This is a genomic window from Polyangium mundeleinium, assembly GCF_028369105.1.
Lineage (GTDB): Bacteria > Myxococcota_A > Polyangia > Polyangiales > Polyangiaceae > Polyangium > Polyangium mundeleinium.
This window is the reverse complement of record NZ_JAQNDO010000001.1, coordinates 7,815,653-7,833,628: the sequence shown is the minus strand read 5'-3', so window position 1 is coordinate 7,833,628 and position 17,976 is coordinate 7,815,653. Positions and strand designations below refer to the sequence as shown.

14 protein-coding genes are annotated in these 17,976 nt (G+C 69.4%); 8 read left to right on the top strand and 6 right to left on the bottom strand.

The features are described from left to right. Positions 1-444: 444 nt before the first annotated feature. From POL67_RS31185 to POL67_RS31150, 8 genes are all read left to right on the top strand, one after another. Positions 445-909, top strand: a complete 465-nt coding sequence (locus tag POL67_RS31185) for a hypothetical protein (RefSeq protein ID WP_271923755.1) — start codon at positions 445-447, stop codon at positions 907-909. Between the two features lie 128 nt (positions 910-1,037). Then, positions 1,038-1,373: a hypothetical protein gene (locus POL67_RS31180; RefSeq protein WP_271923754.1), complete on the top strand. Its 336-nt coding sequence runs from the start codon at positions 1,038-1,040 to the stop codon at positions 1,371-1,373. Position 1,374: 1 nt separating this feature from the next. Beyond that, positions 1,375-2,766 (top strand): efflux RND transporter periplasmic adaptor subunit, encoded by a 1,392-nt coding sequence (locus POL67_RS31175; protein WP_271923753.1) that lies wholly within the window; start codon positions 1,375-1,377, stop codon positions 2,764-2,766. Positions 2,767-2,772: 6 nt separating this feature from the next. Beyond that, complete coding sequence (locus POL67_RS31170; protein WP_271923752.1) at positions 2,773-5,859, top strand: efflux RND transporter permease subunit; 3,087 nt, start codon at positions 2,773-2,775, stop codon at positions 5,857-5,859. Between the two features lie 163 nt (positions 5,860-6,022). Beyond that, positions 6,023-7,441 (top strand): tetratricopeptide repeat protein, encoded by a 1,419-nt coding sequence (locus tag POL67_RS31165; protein WP_271923751.1) that lies wholly within the window; start codon positions 6,023-6,025, stop codon positions 7,439-7,441. A 200-nt stretch (positions 7,442-7,641) separates the two neighbouring features. Beyond that, a complete protein-coding gene (locus POL67_RS31160) occupies positions 7,642-8,301 on the top strand; it encodes a tetratricopeptide repeat protein (RefSeq protein ID WP_271923749.1) in 660 nt (219 codons plus the stop codon). Between the two features lie 146 nt (positions 8,302-8,447). After that, the gene (locus POL67_RS31155) at positions 8,448-9,716 is read left to right on the top strand and encodes a c-type cytochrome (protein WP_271923747.1); all 1,269 of its coding nucleotides are present in this window, start codon (positions 8,448-8,450) and stop codon (positions 9,714-9,716) included. Positions 9,717-9,823: 107 nt separating this feature from the next. Further along, positions 9,824-10,393 (top strand): cytochrome C, encoded by a 570-nt coding sequence (locus tag POL67_RS31150; protein WP_271923745.1) that lies wholly within the window; start codon positions 9,824-9,826, stop codon positions 10,391-10,393. Positions 10,394-10,396: 3 nt separating this feature from the next. On the opposite strand, the gene POL67_RS31145 is transcribed toward POL67_RS31150, so the two are convergent. The 6 genes from POL67_RS31145 to POL67_RS31120 form a co-directional block, all read right to left on the bottom strand. After that, a complete protein-coding gene (locus POL67_RS31145) occupies positions 10,397-10,765 on the bottom strand; it encodes a VOC family protein (RefSeq protein ID WP_271923743.1) in 369 nt (122 codons plus the stop codon). Then, on the bottom strand, positions 10,753-11,550 hold the full coding sequence (locus POL67_RS31140; RefSeq protein WP_271923741.1) for a hypothetical protein: 798 nt from the start codon (positions 11,548-11,550) through the stop codon (positions 10,753-10,755). Before POL67_RS31140 ends, POL67_RS31145 begins: the two co-directional genes overlap by 13 nt. An 8-nt stretch (positions 11,551-11,558) precedes the next feature. Beyond that, positions 11,559-12,443, bottom strand: coding sequence for a phytanoyl-CoA dioxygenase family protein (locus POL67_RS31135; RefSeq protein ID WP_271923739.1), 885 nt, complete (start codon positions 12,441-12,443; stop codon positions 11,559-11,561). A 78-nt stretch (positions 12,444-12,521) separates the two neighbouring features. Then, positions 12,522-13,586 (bottom strand): hypothetical protein, encoded by a 1,065-nt coding sequence (locus POL67_RS31130; protein WP_271923737.1) that lies wholly within the window; start codon positions 13,584-13,586, stop codon positions 12,522-12,524. An 18-nt stretch (positions 13,587-13,604) separates the two neighbouring features. Continuing rightward, positions 13,605-15,269 carry a hypothetical protein gene (locus tag POL67_RS31125; protein ID WP_271923735.1) on the bottom strand — a complete coding sequence of 555 codons (1,665 nt, stop codon included), beginning with the start codon at positions 15,267-15,269 and terminating at the stop codon, positions 13,605-13,607. Between the two features lie 63 nt (positions 15,270-15,332). Further along, positions 15,333-17,945, bottom strand: a complete 2,613-nt coding sequence (locus POL67_RS31120) for a bifunctional serine/threonine-protein kinase/ABC transporter substrate-binding protein (protein ID WP_271930916.1) — start codon at positions 17,943-17,945, stop codon at positions 15,333-15,335. Positions 17,946-17,976: the final 31 nt, after the last annotated feature.

The window sequence follows — 17,976 nt, the reverse complement described above, 5'->3', positions numbered from 1 at the left end:
AGCGGGGGATGCATCGGCGCAAAGGCGGCTGTGACGGTGGGATCGGAGCGCTTGCGTCGATGCAAACGCCGACAGGACCACGTCACGGCGGCGTTTGCATCGACGCAAGCGCTCCCGCGCCGCGGGCTCGACGTTCCTTGAACAGGTGCAAGGCACGCTGTGCAGATCGTTTGGTGTGCCTTGCACGCGTGCAACACCCACCGAGCGACCGCCCTCGGGCTTTTTGCGTGCATGCAAGGCGCGTCGCGCACCTGGCGGAGGGGCTTCTGCGCTCCGCAGCCGCTGCTTTTCTCGCTTCCGCTGCGGATGCGACGCGCGTGCAATGGGCCTCGTCCGGGGTCGACCGGCTTGCCCGCGTGCACGCGTGGCGGCACCTCTCCTTGCGTCCTCTCCCAGAAACGCGACCCTGGACGTGCTCTTCCGCCGCGGGTAGGCTCCCGCCCCGTGATGACGCGCCGAGCCCTCGCGCTCTCCACGCAGGCCCCTGGGCCTCGCCGTGTGTTCGCGGTGCTCCTCGTCGCCGTCGTCGCGCTCGCCGTGTTCTTCTCCGGCCGGAGCTACTACTTCTGCGTCGCGGTCCAGGAGGTCGTCGAGCACGCCTGCGAATCCGACGACTGCTCCGCCCACGGCGCGGAGGACGACCAAGGTCCCAGCGTCGGAGAAGACTGCTGCGAGGAACATCAGGTCGGCGAGTTGCCCCCCGCGCACAAGCGCGTCGAGCTGCCGCAAGTACCTCCGGCGCCCGTCACGACGCTCCCAGGCGAGGGGGTGCCGGCCGCGTTCGGCCCTCCGCGCGGATCCCGGTACCTCGCGCCATTGCCGCGGATCGTCGCTCGCCCCGCGCTCCCTCGTGCAGGACCACGCTCCTCGGCGGAGCGTTGCATCGCCCTTCAAGTCTTCCACTGCTGATCGGAGCCCCCGGCACCACCGGAGGAGGCTCCATCGATCGGTCGTTCCGGCGCGCGAGCTCGCGTTCTCGTGGCGCGCGCGGGGCGACATGTCCGCAGTTGGCAAAGACGAATTCGAAGAGGCTCATCATGATGCATCGTTCCCTGATCCTTCCGCTCCTCGCCGCCCTCTCCCTCGCCGCGTGCTCCAAGGACGTGGGCTCGACGGCCAAGCCCGAGCCGGCCGCGGCCGCGTCCGCGAAGCAGGACGGCGCCCACGCGCCGAGCACCGTCAAGCCCGGCTCGCACGAGGACTGGTGCGGGGAGCATGCGGTCCCCGAGTCGCAGTGCACCCGGTGCAACCCCGAGCTCGTCCCCGCCTTCAAGGCCACGGGGGATTGGTGCCCCGAGCACGGCCTCCCCGAGTCGCAATGCTTGAAGTGCAACCCGGGCCTGAAGATCGTTCGACCTCCCAAGGGGAGCTGACGTGCGTCCCCTCCTCGTGGCCCTCCTGGCGCTCCTCCTGGGGCTCGCCGGGTGCGGCCGAGATCCGAAGGCGTCGCCCGCGGGTCCCGCGAGCTCCACGCAGCCGGCGTCCGCGAAGGCGGACGGCGAAGGGAAGCTCTGCGCGCACGGCGTGCTCGACGTGGTGTGTCCCAAGTGCCACCCGAAGCTCGCGGCCGTGTTCCAGGCGAAGGGCGATTGGTGCGCCGAGCATGGCTTTCCGGCGTCGTTTTGCCCGGTCTGCCACCCAACGCGCGGCGGACGCCCCGCCGCCGACGTGAGCGGCAAGAGCGGAGGCAAGAGCGCCCCCGAGGCGGAAGCGCCCGCCGATGGGACCAAGGTCCGCTTCAAGACGAAGGAGACCGCGCGGCTCGCCGGCATCCAGACGGTGAAGGCCGAAGAGCGGAAAAACGCGGGCGGCATCCTCGTCACGGCCCGGGTCGTGTACGACGCCACGCGCCTCGCACACATCAATGCGCGGGCGCCCGGCGTCGTGCGGGCCATGAAGGTCGACATCGGCTCGCAGGTCAAAAAGAGGGATGCGCTCGCCGTCCTCGACAGCGCGGAGGTCGGGGCGGACCGCTCCAAGCTCCAGGCCGCGCGGGCGCGCGTCGGCATTGCGCAGAAGAACCACGAGCGGCTCGCGGCGCTCCAGAAGTCGGGCTTTAGCTCCGAAAAGGACGTGCTCGCGGCAGAGCAGGAGCTCGAAACCGCCAAGGCAGAGCAAGCGGCGCTCGCCACGGCGCTCTCCATCATCGGGGCGGGCGCCGGGGCAGGGGGTTCGTACACGCTCACTTCGCCCATCGACGGCGTCGTGACGCAGCGAAGCGCCACCGTGGGCAAGCTCGTCGGGCTCGAAGAGATGCTCTTCGAGGTCGTGGACACGTCCGCGATGTGGGCGGAGCTCGACGTCCCGGAGGCCGAGCTCGCGGCGGTCGCCGTGGGGCAATCCGTGACGCTCGACGTCGACGGGCTCGTGGGGCGCACCTTCCGCGGGAAGATCACGTATCTGAGCCCGCAGATCGACCTCGCGACGCGCACGGTCCGGGCGCGTGTTCCGCTGGAAAACGTGGATGGGGTGTTGCGAGGCAATATGTTCGGGCGGGCGCGTGTCGACGTCGGCGCGGCGCGCGCGAGCGTCATGGTCCCGGACGCGGCCGTGCAGCGCGCGAAGGACGTGCACCTCGTCTTCATTCGGCTCGCGGAGGACGAATACGAGGCGCGGCGCGTCGAGATGGGCCTTCGCGAGGGCAACCTCGTCGAGATCCGCAAAGGCATACGCCCCGGCGAGGACGTCGCGACGACGGGCAGCTTCCTGCTGAAGACCGAGACGTTGAAGGAGAGCATCGGCGCCGGCTGCTGCGACGCCGACTGAGAAGGGATGCTGAGTCGCATCATCACGTGGTCGCTCGGCCACCGCACCCTCGTCCTTCTCGCGACGCTCGTGGTCGCGATCCTGGGGGCGCTCTCTTTTCGACGCCTGCCGATCGACGCCTTCCCCGACACGACGCCGGTGCAGGTGCAGATCAACACCGTGGCGCCCGCGCTCTCGCCGCTGGAGATCGAGCGGCAGATCACGGCGCCGATCGAGCAAGCCATTGCGGGGCTCCCGGGGCTCGACGAGGTGCGCTCGATCTCGCGATTTGGTCTGTCGCAGGTGACGGTCGTGTTCGAGGACGGGACGGACATTTACCTCGCGCGGCAGGTCGCCATGGAGCGGCTGCAAAGCGTCTCGCTTCCGCCGCAGATCGAGCGGCCGACCCTCGGGCCCGTCGCGACGGGGCTCGGCGAGGTCTTCCATTACATCGTGTCCGGCGAGGACAAGAGCCTGAGCGAGCTGCGCACCGCGCACGACTGGATCGTCAAGCCGCAGCTCCGCTCGGTCCGCGGCGTCGCCGAGGTGAACGCCTGGGGCGGCGACGAGCGGCAGATCCACGTGGTCGTCGACCCCAAGAATCTCCAGCGCCGTGGCCTCACGCTCGCGGATCTCGCCGAGGCGATCGAGCACAACAACACGAATGTCGGCGGCGGCAGCCTCGATCGCGCCGGCGAAGCGACGCTCGTCCAGGGGATCGCCCTTGCGACGCGCCCGAGCGACATCGAGGACATGGTGATCACGGCGCACGAGGGCGTGCCGGTCCGGGTCCGCGACGTGGCGAAGGTCGTCGAGGGGCGCGAGATCCGGCGCGGCGCGGTGACGGCGGATGGGAAAGGCGAAGTGGTCCTCGGTCTCGGCTTCATGCTGATGGGCGAGAACAGCCATGACGTGACGAGCCGGCTCAAGGTGCGGCTCGACGAGATCAAGAAGAGCCTCCCGCCCGGGATCGAGGTCGCCACGGTCTACGACCGCACGGAGCTCGTGGACCACGTACTACGGACGGTTCGAACGAACCTCCTCGAAGGCGCGATCCTCGTCATCGCGGTCCTCTTCGTCTTCCTCGGCAACCTGCGCGCGGGGCTCGTGGTCGCTTCGGCCATTCCGCTCTCGATGCTCTTCGCGTCGAACCTCATGCTGCGGTTCGGGATCGCGGGGAGCCTCATGAGCCTCGGCGCGATCGACTTCGGCCTCGTCGTCGACAGCTCCGTGATCATGGTCGAGAACGCGACGCGGCGGCTCGCGGAGGACAAGGGCGCGCGGCCTGTGATCGAAGTCGTGCGGGAAGCGGCGCTCGAAGTGCGCAAACCGACGATGTTCGGCGAGCTCATCATCATGATCGTTTATCTGCCGATTCTTTTCCTCGAAGGGGTCGAGGGAAAGCTCTTCCGGCCGATGGCGCTGACGGTGATCTTCGCGCTCGCGGGTTCGATGTTGCTCTCGCTCACGTTGATGCCGGTGCTGGCGAGCTTCCTCCTGCCGCGCCGGATCGTGGAGCGGGAGAACGTGGTGGTGCGGGCACTTTTGCGCGTGTATCGACCGGCGCTCCAGTTCGCCCTGCGCCGGCGACGGTTCGTGATGGCCGCGGCCGTGGCGATGCTGGGCGGGGCCATGGCCCTCTCCACGCGGCTCGGCTCGGAGTTCGTCCCGCGGCTGAATGAAGGCGCCATCGTGGTCAATACGATCCGCCTCGCGGGTGTCTCCGTGGAAGAGTCGACGCGGTATGGCCTCCAGATCGAGAAGACGCTGCGGGAGAAGTTTCCGGACGAGATCGAGCGCGTCTGGACGCGCACGGGCACGGCGGAGGTGGCCACGGATCCGATGGGGATCGAGCTCTCGGACGTGTTCGTCACGCTCACGCCGCGGGATCGATGGAAGCGCGGGGCGACGCAGGACGAGCTCGTGCGTGCCATGCAGGGCGAGCTCGAAAGCTTGCCCGGGATGCGAATGGTGTTCACCCAGCCCATCGAGATGCGGGTGAACGAGATGATCGCCGGGGTTCGATCGGACGTCGGGGTGAAGCTCTTCGGGGAAGACTTCGAGATCCTGAAGGAGAAGGCGCGTGCGATCGAGGCGGTCCTGAAGGCGATTCCGGGCGCCGCCGACGTGGTGACGGAGCAAGTGACGGGACAACCGCTGCTCCAGGTCGAGGTGGATCGCGCGGCGATTGCGCGGCACGGGATTCCGGCGCACGAGGTGCTGGATGTCGTCGCGTCGCTCGGGACGCGTGAGGTCGGCCAGATGCAGGAGGGGGAAAAACGCTTCCCGATCACGCTGCGGCTCGACGATCGATATCGGACCGACGTCGAAGCTGTCGGGCGCATCCTGATCACGGCCGCGAATGGCACGCAGATCCCCCTTTCGAGCGTGACCCACCTGCGCCTCGTCGAGGGGCCTTCCTCCATCCAACGGGAGTGGGCCAAACGGCGGATCGTCGTGCAAGCCAACGTGCGAGGCCGGGACGTGGGTTCGTTCGTGCAGGAGGCGAGCACTCGCATCGACGAGAAGGTCGTGTTGCCGTCCGGTTATTACGTGCGTTATGGCGGCCAGTTCGAGCACCTCGAGCGCGCCCAGGGGCGGCTCCTCGTCGTCGTGCCCGCGGCGCTCGCGCTGATCTTCGTGCTGCTTCATTTCACCTACGGGCGCCTCCTCGACGCGGCGCGGGTGTTCACGGGCGTTCCGTTTGCCGCCATTGGCGGGATCGTCGCGTTGTGGCTGCGCGGGCTTCCGTTCAGCATCTCGGCGGGCGTGGGCTTCGTCGCCCTGTCCGGGGTCTCGGTCCTCGCGGACATGGTGCTCGTGTCGACCGTGCGGCAGCTCCTCGCGACCGGCATGCCCGTACGCGAGGCCGTCGAGCAGGCCGCGGAGCGGAGGCTTCGTCCGGTCCTGATGACGGCCCTCGTCGCGAGCCTCGGGTTCTTGCCGATGGCGCTCAACACCGGGGTGGGCGCGGAGGTGCAACGTCCGCTGGCGACAGTCGTCATCGGCGGGGTCCTCTCCTCGACGCTCCTCACCCTCCTGGTCTTGCCGGCGCTTTACGTGAGCTTCGGCGGCGGCAAACCCATGACCCCAAAGGCTTCGGATCCGGTATGAACACGAAAATGGCCGCGTTCTTGAAGGCAGAGCTCGACGCATCCGCCGCCGCCGAGTCCCTTCGCCCTTTCCGCGGCCGATGGGGGACTGACGACGACCTGAATTCGCTCGCGCTCGCGCTCGCGCTTCCGCTCCCGTCCCCCCTCGACTACCTTCGCGCCCGATGCAGCCGCTCTCCCCCGACGCCCTCCGCGAGGCCCTCTTCAACGCCGTCGACGAAGGCGACCTCGACCGCCTCTCCTCCCTCTGCGAGGCGCACGAGCAAGCCATCTGCGACGCCTTCCCCGGCTGGCGCACCGTCCCCGAGCCGTTTCGCGAAGGCCCGTCGCTGCGCTGGTACATCCAGGGCATGACCTCCGTCGCGCAGCACATGGCCGCGATGCGAGGGCGGCCCGAGCTCTTCGCGGCCCTCACCACCGTCCCCGAGGGCACCCAGGCCCTCCTCCGGCGCCTCGAACAGGCCCTCGCCGACATCGACGCCCTCGCCGCGGAGGGCCGGTATGCCGAGGCCGAGGTCCAGGCCCGCGCCGCGCTCGCCGAGACCGAGGGCTCCAAGAGCGGCCATCAGGCCATGCTCGTCGGCCGCCTCGGCGAGTGCCTCTTCCACACCGGCCGCGTCGCCGAGGCCCGCGCGCCCTTCGAGCAGACCCTCACCCTTTGCGAAGAGTCGGGCGACGACCAGGGCGCCCTCGCCGCCCTCTTCTCCCTCTTCGAGGTGCACCGGTACCTCGGCGAGACGGCCGAGGCCGCGGGGAGGGCCGAGCGAATCGCCTCCGTCCTCGACCGACTCGGCGACGCCGACGAGGCCCGCGCCTTCCGCCGCCGCGCCGAGCGTGTCCGGGCCGGCGAGCCCCGCTGCCGCGTCGTCGCCCTCGTCGACGGCAAGCCCGCCGAGATTGACGAGCTCGGCGGCCTCCAAGGCTCCGTCCAGTTCATCTACGAGCGCGATCGGCCCGAGCTTCGCGCCTCGTCCATCGCCACCGAGGAAGGGGAGCGCCTCGGCGCGGCCGGCGAGTTCGTCCGCGCGCTCGAAGCCTTCCGCCGCGGCGCCGTCGCCGATCGGCACGCCCCGTCGCCCGTCTACCAGGCCGGCGTGACGTGCCTCTTCATGGGCCGCGCCGCCGAGGCCGCGGGGCTCTTCCGCAAAACGGAAGAGCTCGCCCCCGGCTGGTTCCGCTGCCGGGCCTACCGCTTCCTCGCCGAACGGATCGCCGCCGGCGCCGTCGAACCGGCCGTCTTCGCCCTCGTCTCCGACTTCGACCGCCCCGACCTCGACCCCGCGGAAAAGGTCCGACGCGCCCGGGAGGCCCTCACGAAGGCCGACCTCGGCTTGCTCCACGTCGGCCTCGGTGACGCCCTCGCGGCCCAGCGAAAACCGATCGAAGCGCGCGCCGCCTACCGCCGCGGCCTCGACGTCGCCGAGGAGCCCGACGTCCGCACCCAGCTCCTCGTCAAGCTCGGCAACCTCGTCGACGACCCCGCCGAGCGCATTCGCCTCTACCAGGAGGCTGTCGTCCTCGACGGAAACCTCCTCTTCGCCGCCGTCGCCCGCCTCTCGCTCGCCTCTCTTCCATCGGCCTGACCTGAAAGATCCTGCCCCCGAGCGGCGTTTGTCGTTCAACGCTCAGGGCTTCGGGTCGCCTTCGGCGCCCTTCGCCCCGAACCCCGTGCTCGCGGAAGCCGGAACTTCTCGCAAAACTTTTTTCGTCGGCCGCTGTCACAGAAGAACCGCCCGCCCCGATACCCGGGTTGAACCGCTCGTCGCACCAGGAGGAGGTTTCGATGCTCACCATCAAGGGTCTCGCCGTTCGTTTCGCCCTCGGTCTCGCTGCCCTCGCCGCCATTCCGGCCGTGTCGAACGACGCGGCGGCCTGCGGCGACGTCTTCATCCCCGAGATCGACCACCGCATCCAGGGCCTCGCGAACGCCGAGAAGACCATGCGTGACGGCAAGATCGTGGCCTCGGCCCAGTCGGTCGTGCGCATGTTCCCCGAGATCCGCAGCATCAACCCGGGCCGGGACGGCATGCTCCAGCGCGCCCAGCGCACGCTCGCCGTCGCCCTCGTCCGCGCCGACGGCGGCATCGACCTCGACCCGACGTGGCGGGGCAAGTCGCCCGAGCAGCGCGCCAAGAACGTCGCCTGGGCCGTCGCGGCCCTCGAGCGGCTCCGCGAGCAGCGCAAGAACGATCCTTCCGTCGACACGGATCTCGGCGAGGCGCTCGCCAAGGTCGAGGGCCGCAAGGACGAGGCGCGCAGCTTGCTCCAGGGCCTCGCCGACCGTGACCTCATGGCCACGCCGCAGGGCTACGCCGCCCTCGGCCGCCTCCAGCAGGAGGCCGGCAACACGACGGCCCGTGACGCCGCCGTCCAGCGCTGCAACACGATGGCCAAGGACAGCTCCGTCTGCCAGGTGCCCACGAGCCAGGGGGGCCAAAGCTAGCAGGCTGTTGATAAACTTGCGGAGAGCCCTGGATCGTCGGTCGTCGTCCTCGGAATACTCTCGTATTCCTGCGTCCTCCTCCCTAGCTCCAGGGCGCTCGCGGCGTTTCTCAACAGCCTGCTTGTCCGCTCGAAAGGATGTCCTCCGTGCCCCGCGCGCTCGTCCTTGTCAGTCTAGTCCTCCTCCTTCTCGGCTGTCGCAAGGACGAGCGCGCGGAGGCACCTTCTGCCGCTCCTTCCGCGAGTTCGAGCTCCACCACCCTCGCGCATTCCGCCCCGAGCCCCGAGCCGCCGCTCGGCGACCCCGCAAAAGGGAAAAGCCTCGTCGCCAAGTTCCAGTGCAACCGTTGCCACGAGGGCACCGGCCTCGATAAACCCGCGCTCGACCAGGATTGCGTCCGCTGCCACCAGGAGATTCACGCCGGCACGTACCAGGCCTCGGCCACGTCGCTCGCGAAGTGGCAAAAGAGCATCGTCCATTTCCGCGAGACCCCGTCGCTCGCCAATATCGGCGGCCGGTTGCGCCGCGGCTTCCTCGAAACATTCCTCCTCGAACCACACGACGTGCGCCCGCACCTCGACACGACGATGCCGCGCCTCGCGATCACCCCGGAGGAGGCGCGTGACGTCGCCGCGTGGCTCACGTCCTCGGCGACGCCGGCCCCGGCGGTCGCGCTCGAAGGTGCCAGCGTCGAGAAGGGCAGCGCGCTCTTCGAGGCGAAGGGCTGCCGCCAGTGCCACGAATACTCTGGCGCGCCGCGCGCGGCGCTCCCGGCCGGCGTGGCCGATCTCGAAGGCAAAGGCGAGCGCATGGCCCGCGCGCTCGCGCCGGATCTGCGGTACGTCCGGGAGCGCATGGCCCCGGGCGAGCTCGTCCGCTGGCTCGACGATCCGAAGGCGCAGAAGCCCGACACGCTCATGCCGAAGACGCCGCTCACGCCCGACGAGCAGCGAGACCTTTCCGCTTTCCTTTTGCGCGCCGATCTCGCGCCCAAGATGGCCAAGATCATTCCGCCGCGCCTGCCGGTGCTCGACCGCAAGGTGACGTACGAGGAGGTCAGCCGCCGCGTCTTCCGCAACACGTGCTGGCATTGCCATGCCGAACCGGATTATGCGATCGGCGACGGCGGGCCTGGCAACACGGGTGGCTTCGGCTATCGGCCCCGCGGGCTGAACCTCGCCGAGTACGAGGGCATCCAGGCGGGGTACGTCGACGACAAGGGCGAACGCCGCAGCATCTTCTCGCCGATGCCCGACGGCACGCCGCGCCTCGTGTACGCCATGCTCGCCCGGTACCGCGAAGAGGCGGGACAAACCGATCCGGTCGTCCGCGGAATGCCGCTCGCGCTTCCGCCCGTCACGCCCGAGGACATCCAGCTCGTCGAGACCTGGATCGCGCAGGGCCGGCCGCAATAACGCCCGACTCCAGGGGCCGCCGTTCGTGCTCCCCGCGCACGGACGGACGGGCGCCACGCTTGCATGGGCCGAGGCGGAGCCGCGGGCTCCGGGGGAGGGGTTCATCCATGCAATGGCGGCATTTCATCACGCTCGGATTCGTGGGGCTCCTCCTCTCCTGCGCCTCCGAGGAGATGGGAACCGGAGACCCCGGAGAGGCGCCTGCGCCGCTCGACCCGCGGGTCGTGATCGGGCTGCGATTCGCCCCCGTGCCGCTGAACCTGGAGAACGCGGATCGGGCCCTCGTCGGGCTCGGAAGTTATTTCGTCAACGCCGCGTCCGGGTGCGTCGATTGTCATAGCTGCCCGACGTATCGACCCGGCGAGTCCCCGTTCACCGGCGGACGCGGACGCCTCGACGCCGCGCATTACCTCGCGGGTGGCGTGCCCTTCGGGCAGAACCTCAAGGCGCCGAGCCTCGCGCCCGACGCGAAGGGCTTGCCCGGCGGGCTCACGCGCGAGCAATTCATGTCGGTCATGCGCACGGGGAAGGATCCCGAGAACCCGGAGCGAATCCTCAAGATCATGCCCTGGGCCCTTTACAGGATCATGGCCGACGAGGACCTCCTCGCCATGTACGAATACCTGCGCGCCATCCCGCCCGCGCAGCCGGGCGCGTGCACCGGCCCGGGGCAATGAACGTCAGCCCGGCGTGTGCTCCAGAAGCTCGATGCGATTGCCGAACGGATCCTCCACGAAGACCCGCGCGATGCCGTCGAGCGGCTGCCCGTCGGCCACCGTCACGCCCGCGGCCCGCAAGCCCTCGACGAGCGCGGCGAGCCCCTCCACGCGCAGGCCTGGATGCGCCTTTCGCGCCGGGTGAAACTCGGCCTCCACCCCGAGGTGGATCTTCACGGCGCCCGCCTCGAACCACGCGCCGCCGCGCTTGGCCATGTCGGCCGGCTTCGGCACCTCCGCGAGCCCGAGGAGCTTTCCGTAAAACACGCGCGCCTCGTCCTCGCGCCCCGCGGGCATGGCGAGCTGCACGTGATCGATGGCTACGATGGGCATGAAAGGGTCCCTCCCTCGTCCTTGCTTGGATTTGGCTCCCCGAGGTGCCGCGGGAATTCCTTCACCGTGAGGAGATGCCGCGCCGCCGACATCGGATCCGTCGGCAGCCTGCAGAAGTACCGCATCGAGGTCCGGAGCGAGCCAAACGTGCGCTCGAGATCCTCCCAGTGGGCGCTTCCTTCCACGTTCGCGCGCAGGGGAGGGGGCGCGGCCGGGTCCTTGCGGAAGACGCGCACGTACGCGAGCAGCCGCGCGTGGTATTCGGGCTCCTCCACGATGGCCGCGATCGCCTCGCCCCGCGGATGTGTCCCGGCGATCATCGATTCGACCTGCCGTTCGAGCTCGGCGAGCCCGTCGTCCCACATCGTGAGCAGCTCCAGATCGTACCGCGGATTCGCGTGCACGACCTGCATCAGGTGGCCAATCACGTTGTCCCGGGTGCTGAAGAACCCGACGGGATCGGCGAGCGAGGCCGGCTCTTCGAGGAATCGCAGGATCTGGTGGAACGTGTAATCGATGCCGATGGTCTGGTAATACTCGGTCGACGCGGGCGAGATCCAGAACCGCAGCATGTCGATCGAGCCCACGACGAGCTGGATCCGCGTCGGCGCCGCGTCGAGGATCCCCGCTCGAAGGAGGCGCGCGAGCCGCGCGTCGAGCTCGCGCCCATTGCCGTACGCCGCCAGCATCCTGCCGAAACGTGCGATTTTCCCGGCGAGCGCCGCCGGGCTCCCTGCCGCGCGTGCGAGGAGCTGCAGGGATGAATCCGTGCGTCGCGGCGTCACGTGTTGCCTCAGAACCGCGCGAATCGCCGGAGCCGGAAGTACACCGGCGTCGGGCTGTTCTCGTCCTTCAGCTTCTCCGGCCCCTCCATCAGGGGCACGTACATCACGCGCCGCTGGCTCGCGTCGCCCGTCGCGCTCGCCTCCGCGACCCGATGCCAGATGCGGCCGTCGTGGATCGTCAGATCCCCCGCCTCGGCCACGAGCGCATACTCGGCCGGATCCGCGTCCGTATCCATGAAATGCGCCTTCCGCGTCAGCATCGGCCAGAGCCCCTGCTGGTGCGAGAACGGAATCAGCCGCACCCCGCCCTTCTCGATGGGCGAGTCGTCCAGGTAAAACCCGACGTTCAGGTACCGCCGCGGCATCTCGAAATAGAAGAGATCCCGCAGGCTGTCCGTATGCCAGCCGAGCCGCTTGTAGCTCGACCCCTCCTCGCGGCGGTAATGGTTGATGACGAGCCCGTCCCGCTCCCGCTCGCCGATCCGATACCCGGGCCCCGCGATCTCCAGGATCGCCTTGAAGCGAGGATCCTGCAGGAACGCGTGGAGCCGCTCGCCGAAGGTCGACGAGAAGCACATGCGCTGCACGAAGCCGCGGCCGTCCTTTCGCTTGCCGAGGATGAGCGGCACGCCGTTGATGACCGTCCGCCCCTCGGCGACGAGGCGCGCGTCGATGGCCTCGACCTCCTCGACGAGCTTGGCGACCTCGGCGCGCGGCAGGAAGCTCTTGAAGCGGATGAACCCGAACGTGTCGAGGAACTCGATCTGCTCCGGCGTCAGCCGCTCGCCGAGCTCGAAGCGCGGCATGTCGATGCAGCGGTTCATCGGCGGCAGCGCGGCCGCGCTCGTCGGTTTCGCCGGTGCCTCGGGAGCTTCGAAGGTCGTCGTGGTCATGGTCTCGGTTTTACCAAATTTCCGCCGCGAAGCCGCCCGCTCCCGTGTCACGAATCGGCCACCGTCCGGTTCGATGCTCTACGGCGCCGGCGGCGGATCCGGGATGCCCGGCGGCGCCTCGTCCGCAGCGACGATCCGACCGACGATGTTCCCTTCGCCCTTGCCGCTCGTCGTCGTGCCGAGGAGCACCGTGTCCGCCGCCAGCGTGCCCGTGCCGCGCAGCACGCCGTTCGCGTCCGGGGCGAACTCGGCCGTGAGCGTCACGTTGCGCAGCGTCACCGGCGGGATCTGCACGACGATGTCCGTCGGCGCCGTGGCGAACACGACCTTGCCGCCGGGCTGGTCCACGGCGCAGCCCTCGATCGTGAACGAGTATCCGGTCGGCGGCGTGCCATACGGCACGTAATCCGAGTGCTCGTCCACCGTGCCCGCGCGCTCGGATTGCGCGACGCACTGGGGCACGGGCAGGAGCCGGCAGACTTCGCCGGTCGCGCACGACATCGGACAAACCTGGGTCTTGTCGCGATCGGCGTTCGTGGCCTGCCCGCGCACGCGCCCCGTCTCCGGATCGACGTAAAACGCGGCCCAGAGCTGGACCTGCGTCTGCAGCGGCTTCTCGATGTCCGCGAGCAGGAAGTACTTTCCCGTCGGGAAGATCGTCGAGGGTTTGTCGCACTCGAGCTTGAACGCGTAGCCGAAGAGCAGGCGCTTGCGGGTCTTCGTGACGTGGCCCTCGACATCCGCGAGGCCCGACTCGATCACGAGCGCGAGCTTCGGGCCCACGGGCAGCGGCGCGCTCGGCTTGATCACGAGCGTCGCGTTGCCGTCCACGAGCTCGGCCGTGCCGCCCGACGTGAGGCTCGTCGTGAACGAGAAGAACTCGTCGGGCGTGCTCTCGGGATCGTCGTCCTCGTCGAGGAGGTTGCCCTCGACGTCGGTCTCGAGGCGGATGATCGAGACGTGGAGCGTCGTGGGATCCACGGGCTCGGAGAAGGCGAGGACGATCGGCGCCGACGCGTCTTCGAGCACGCCGTCCTCGGCGCCGACGATACGCGGCTGCGGGGGGCCATCGTAGAGCTCGCAGCCAGCGCCGAGCGGGGCCGCGAGGGAGAGCAAGAGGAGCGAGAGAGGAAGACGTCGCATGTCCGTGCTCCGCGAGACCTAGAAGAAAAACGTGGTGCGGCCCTGGACGAGGACGCTGCGCACGGCGTAGCCGTCCTCGTTTCGCAGAGCGTCGCCAGGGAAGAGCACCGCGCCCTCGAGGTCGAAGAGGAAGTGATCGAGGTAGCGGTAGGAGATGCGCCCGTCGAGCTCGGTGCCCCAGTAACGACCGGGCTTGCCGCCGGCGAAGTTCACGAGGTCGTCCTCGATCGTGAGGCCGTCGCGGGCGAGGAGCGAGTTGACCGGATCGACGACGGGCGAGGCCGCGAACGCGAAGAGCACGCCGCCGCGCAGCGTGAGGCCGCGGACGGGGCGGATGTCGAACTGCGGGAAGAGCGCGAGCGCGTTCGTGAAGGCGCCGCGGTTGTAGACCGAGTCCGAGGGAAAACTCGGGGCGCCGAGGCGGTTCAAGAGCTCGGTGCCCGCGGCCGCGACGCGCGCGGTCTGGAACGCGACGACGTGCTCGAAGAGCAAGAGGCCCACGTTCGCGTCCTCGGCGAAGACGAACTGCGTGAGCGGCGTGCGGTTGTTCGGATCGGCGTCACCCGAGGCGTAATCGAACTCGAGGTACGCGGTGTAAAGGGGCCGGTCGTAGCGCACGACGGCACGCGCGCCGCCTTGCAGGATGCGCTGATCGACGACGGGATCGTTCGAGATGTAACTGTTCGCCTGGGCGATCTCGCGGGTCGATCCGACGTTCATCGCGGCCTCGGCGGTGATGTGGAAGTCGCCGAAGCGGGACATCGCCTTCAGGCCGAAGCTGTTGATGCTGGAGCTGTTCGCGTCGTCCCAGCGATGCACGTAGTACGTGCCGAGGAAGAGGTCGCGGGCGGGGCCGAGCTTCGGCGCGAGGAAACGCACGGCCACGTCGAACTGCTGCACGTCGTCGGCGAAGAGCTGCACGCTGTCGGTGACCCAGCGATCGTAGGCGAGGGCGAGGATGAGCCCGCGGTTCTCCGAGGTGTCGCGCTCTTCCTTGGGCTTGAAGGCTTCGAGGGGCTTCGTCGCGAAGAGGACACGGTCGACGAGGTTGCCCTGGCGGCTGAAGCCGAAGCGGTTCGGCCGTCCATCGCCGTCCGCGGCCTGGATGCCGGTGCCGCTGTTCGCGGACTGGCGGCCCACGCGGAGCAGGCCGATCGGGAGCACGACGTCGCCGTAGGCCTTGCGGAACCGGATCTGCTCCTGCGAGCAGAGCGTGTAGCCGTAGTCTTCGGCGTTCAAAGGGTCGGTGCCGCGCAGGCCCACGCAGGGCGTGGTGACGTTGGGGCTGCGCGCGTTGATGTTCGTCCCGAAGTTCGGCTTGGGGCCGGAGGCGAGCGTGCCGTTGTCGCCCCAGAGCACGCCGTCGAGCATGTCGGCCGAGGCGTAGAGGCGCACCTTGTCGAGGTAGTCGACGCCGACGTCGAGGCGCAGGCGGTGCTCGATCCAGCTCACGCGCCGGTTCGACTCGCTGTTCAGCGCGATCGGGTTCACGTAGAGCAGGTTCGCGCGGTACTCGGCGCCGGCGCGGAAGCCGAACTTGTCGAGCGCATACCGCGTCCCCTGGCCCTTCGGATCCGGATCCGACCACGCCTCCGTTTGCGCGTGCGCGTCGCCCGTAAAGAGCGCGAGCGTGAGGGCGAGGGCCGAAGGGACCGAGGCGAGGAGGGCGGCGGGCGTTCGCATGGCGCGGGGGGATCCGCACGGTATCCGCACTCGGCCCGCACGCGCAACGGCTTGCCGCATCCGTCAGGGACAGCGCATCGCGCCTTCGAGCTTGCCGGTCTTCGCGCGGTAGACGAGGCCCGATTCGGCCGCGACGCGGCGCTTCGGATCGAGGCAATACACGGCGAAATCGACCGTGGCGTCGCCGGTCTCCGGGTTGAAGTCGAGCGAGGTCTGCGAGCCCGCGAGGTCGATATTTTTACCGCCGCGCAGGACCTTGATCGCCGAGTAGATCCCGCCCTGGCCGACCTCGACCGGCTCGCCCGGGGGCACGAGGCGGCGCACGGCGCGCGCGAGCCCGCGGCCCGTGATCGGCTCGTCGCCGAGCGCGAGCGCAGCGTACGCGACGGCGTAAAACGCGTCGTACGGGGCGCTCGTCGAGTCGTACGGGGTGACCTTGTCCGGGAAGATCTCGTTGTGGTGCACGACGAACTTCGCAAGCGCGGGGTTCACCGCGGCGTCGATGCTGAGCAGCCGGCGCGAGGCGTCGGGGCGCTCGGAGACGAGCTTGAAGAAGTCGTCGGACGCGAGCGAGCCCGACATGACGTAATGCGGCCGGAAGAGGCGGTTCTTCGGCCAGCGCCGTTCGAGCTCGACGAGGAACTGCGCGCCCGCGCCGGCCTCGAAGACGACGTGCGGCGCGAAGGCGCCGATCGACGTGATCAAGGGCGCGACCGCTTCATCGGTCTGCGCACCGGCGAGCTCGTCCTTCACCACGAACTGGCGCAGATCGTCGCCGTTCTCGGCGGCGCTCTTGCCGTTCCAGCGCAACACCGAGACGAGCTGGTCCGCGTGGCTCATGCCGGAGGCATTGTCCACGCGGACGATGGCCACGCGCAGCGGTTCGCCTGGTCGGAGCCCGGGGCGCTTGCGGATCTCCGGTTCGAGCACGTTCTCGAGGAACGCGGCCTTCGCGCCCGTCGACATGGTCGCGCTCGTGGTCACGCGCAAGACGAGGCGCGGATCGTCCGGCGCATGCGCGATGTCCGTGAGCATCGAGGCGGTGTTCGAGGCGAGCGCGAGCACGCCCTTCGGCAAGAAGTACGCTCGCGCGAGGTCGAGGACCTCCTTGCTGCGCGCAAAGCCGAGGACCGCGGGGACACCAACGTCGTCGACGAGGTGGGACGCCGCGCGCTCGGCCGCCTCGGTGTCGTCGCAGAGGACGATCCCGATCGGGCGTGGTTTCCCCGCACCACTCACGGGTGGCAGGCCGCCGGTGAGGCTCGCAAAATCGCGGCGGGCGAGGTCCACGGCGCGCGCGGCTTGCCGGCCGTACGTCGTGCCCTTTTTCTCGTCGTGCGGGTACATCGCGCCGATCCAGATCGTGCCGTCGTTCTGGATGTCACCCGCGTCGGCGAGGACGCGGCATTGATCGGTCTCGAGCGTGACGCAGGCGCCGCGATCCTTGCGGCAGATGGCGTGCCTGTCATCCCCCGGGGCCGTGCAGTCGGCGTTCGTCACGCACGTGTTCCGCGGCGTCGGCGGGGGCGGCGGGACGTCGGTCGGCGCGGTGCGGCTCGCCCGCGCCACGAAGAGGACGAGCAGGGTGGCGAGCATGCCGAGGCCCGCCGACATCATGAGCAGGGCGCGCGCCCGGGAAGGGTGCTCCTCGGTCGGACTCGACGAGAGAGGCTCGCTCACCGTGTTCTGCGGCGCGCCGTCCACAGGCGCAGCCGCCGGCGCAAGCGAGGGCGGGCGCGGCGTGCCTTCGTGTCCAGGGGGCACGTCGAGCACAGTCTCGACGAGCTCTGCCCGCGGCCGCGAGGCAACAACACGCCCCGAAGCAGGCTGGAGCGAGATGCGCCCCGACGACGAAGGCGCAAAAGCGAGGGCGCTGCCGCTGTGGCGAGGGACGACGGAGAGGGGCTCGCCGAAGACCGCGATGTGGGCAGAGCCAATCGCATCCCGCATCTCGCGCGCATCCTCGAACCTGTCGTGGCGCGAGTAAGCGAGGGCCTGGTCAATGACGCGGGCGACGTCGCGCGGGGCATCGGGCGCGACGTCGACGAGGCGCGGCGCAGGCTTGGTCGCCGTGCTCGCGAGGAGCTCGGTCGCGCGGCTCGCGTCATGCACGAGCCTGCCCGTGAGGAGCGTGAACATCGTCGCGCCCGCAGCCCAAAGGTCGGTGCGCGCGTCGATGGCGCCCCGATCCCCAAGGGCCTGCTCAGGCGGCATGTACGCAGGGGTGCCAGCGACGCCGCCGGGCCCGCCTTCCTCGTCGGCGACACGCGCGATGCCGAAGTCGAGGATCTTCAAGGCGCCGTCCGACGTGATGAACACGTTCTCCGGCTTGATGTCGCGATGCACGATGCCCTTGTCATGAGCAGCCGCAAGCGCATCACAGAGCGCATGGCCGATGACGAGGACCTCGCGGCAAGCAATCTTGCCGCCAGCACGTCTGCGGCGCTGGTCGAGGGTCTCGCCCTCGAGCAGCTCCATCACGAGGAACGGGCAGCCGTCATCCGAGACGTCATCATCAAGGACGCGCACCGCACCCGGGTGCTCGATCGAGTTCGCAACGTACCCCTCACGGACAAAGCGGTCGCGCTGGGTAACGCTGGCAGAAAGCTCCGGGTGAAGGATCTTGACGGCAACCCGGTGCCCGTTGCGATGCACCGCGAGATACACCGTCGCCATGCCACCCACCCCAAGCACACGCTCGATGCGG

What these genes read in the sequence shown, in the direction of transcription:
- POL67_RS31170 (WP_271923752.1), top strand. Translation starts at nt 2,773, where the DNA reads ATGCTGAGTCGCATCATCACGTGGTCGCTCGGCCACCGCACCCTCGTC.
- POL67_RS31150 (WP_271923745.1), top strand. Translation starts at nt 9,824, where the DNA reads ATGCAATGGCGGCATTTCATCACGCTCGGATTCGTGGGGCTCCTCCTC.
- POL67_RS31135 (WP_271923739.1), bottom strand. Translation starts at nt 12,443, where the DNA reads ATGACCACGACGACCTTCGAAGCTCCCGAGGCACCGGCGAAACCGACG.
- POL67_RS31120 (WP_271930916.1), bottom strand. Translation starts at nt 17,945, where the DNA reads ATGGCGACGGTGTATCTCGCGGTGCATCGCAACGGGCACCGGGTTGCC.
- POL67_RS31165 (WP_271923751.1), top strand. Translation starts at nt 6,023, where the DNA reads ATGCAGCCGCTCTCCCCCGACGCCCTCCGCGAGGCCCTCTTCAACGCC.
- POL67_RS31180 (WP_271923754.1), top strand. Translation starts at nt 1,038, where the DNA reads ATGATGCATCGTTCCCTGATCCTTCCGCTCCTCGCCGCCCTCTCCCTC.
- POL67_RS31125 (WP_271923735.1), bottom strand. Translation starts at nt 15,269, where the DNA reads ATGCGAACGCCCGCCGCCCTCCTCGCCTCGGTCCCTTCGGCCCTCGCC.
- POL67_RS31145 (WP_271923743.1), bottom strand. Translation starts at nt 10,765, where the DNA reads ATGCCCATCGTAGCCATCGATCACGTGCAGCTCGCCATGCCCGCGGGG.
- POL67_RS31160 (WP_271923749.1), top strand. Translation starts at nt 7,642, where the DNA reads ATGCTCACCATCAAGGGTCTCGCCGTTCGTTTCGCCCTCGGTCTCGCT.
- POL67_RS31130 (WP_271923737.1), bottom strand. Translation starts at nt 13,586, where the DNA reads ATGCGACGTCTTCCTCTCTCGCTCCTCTTGCTCTCCCTCGCGGCCCCG.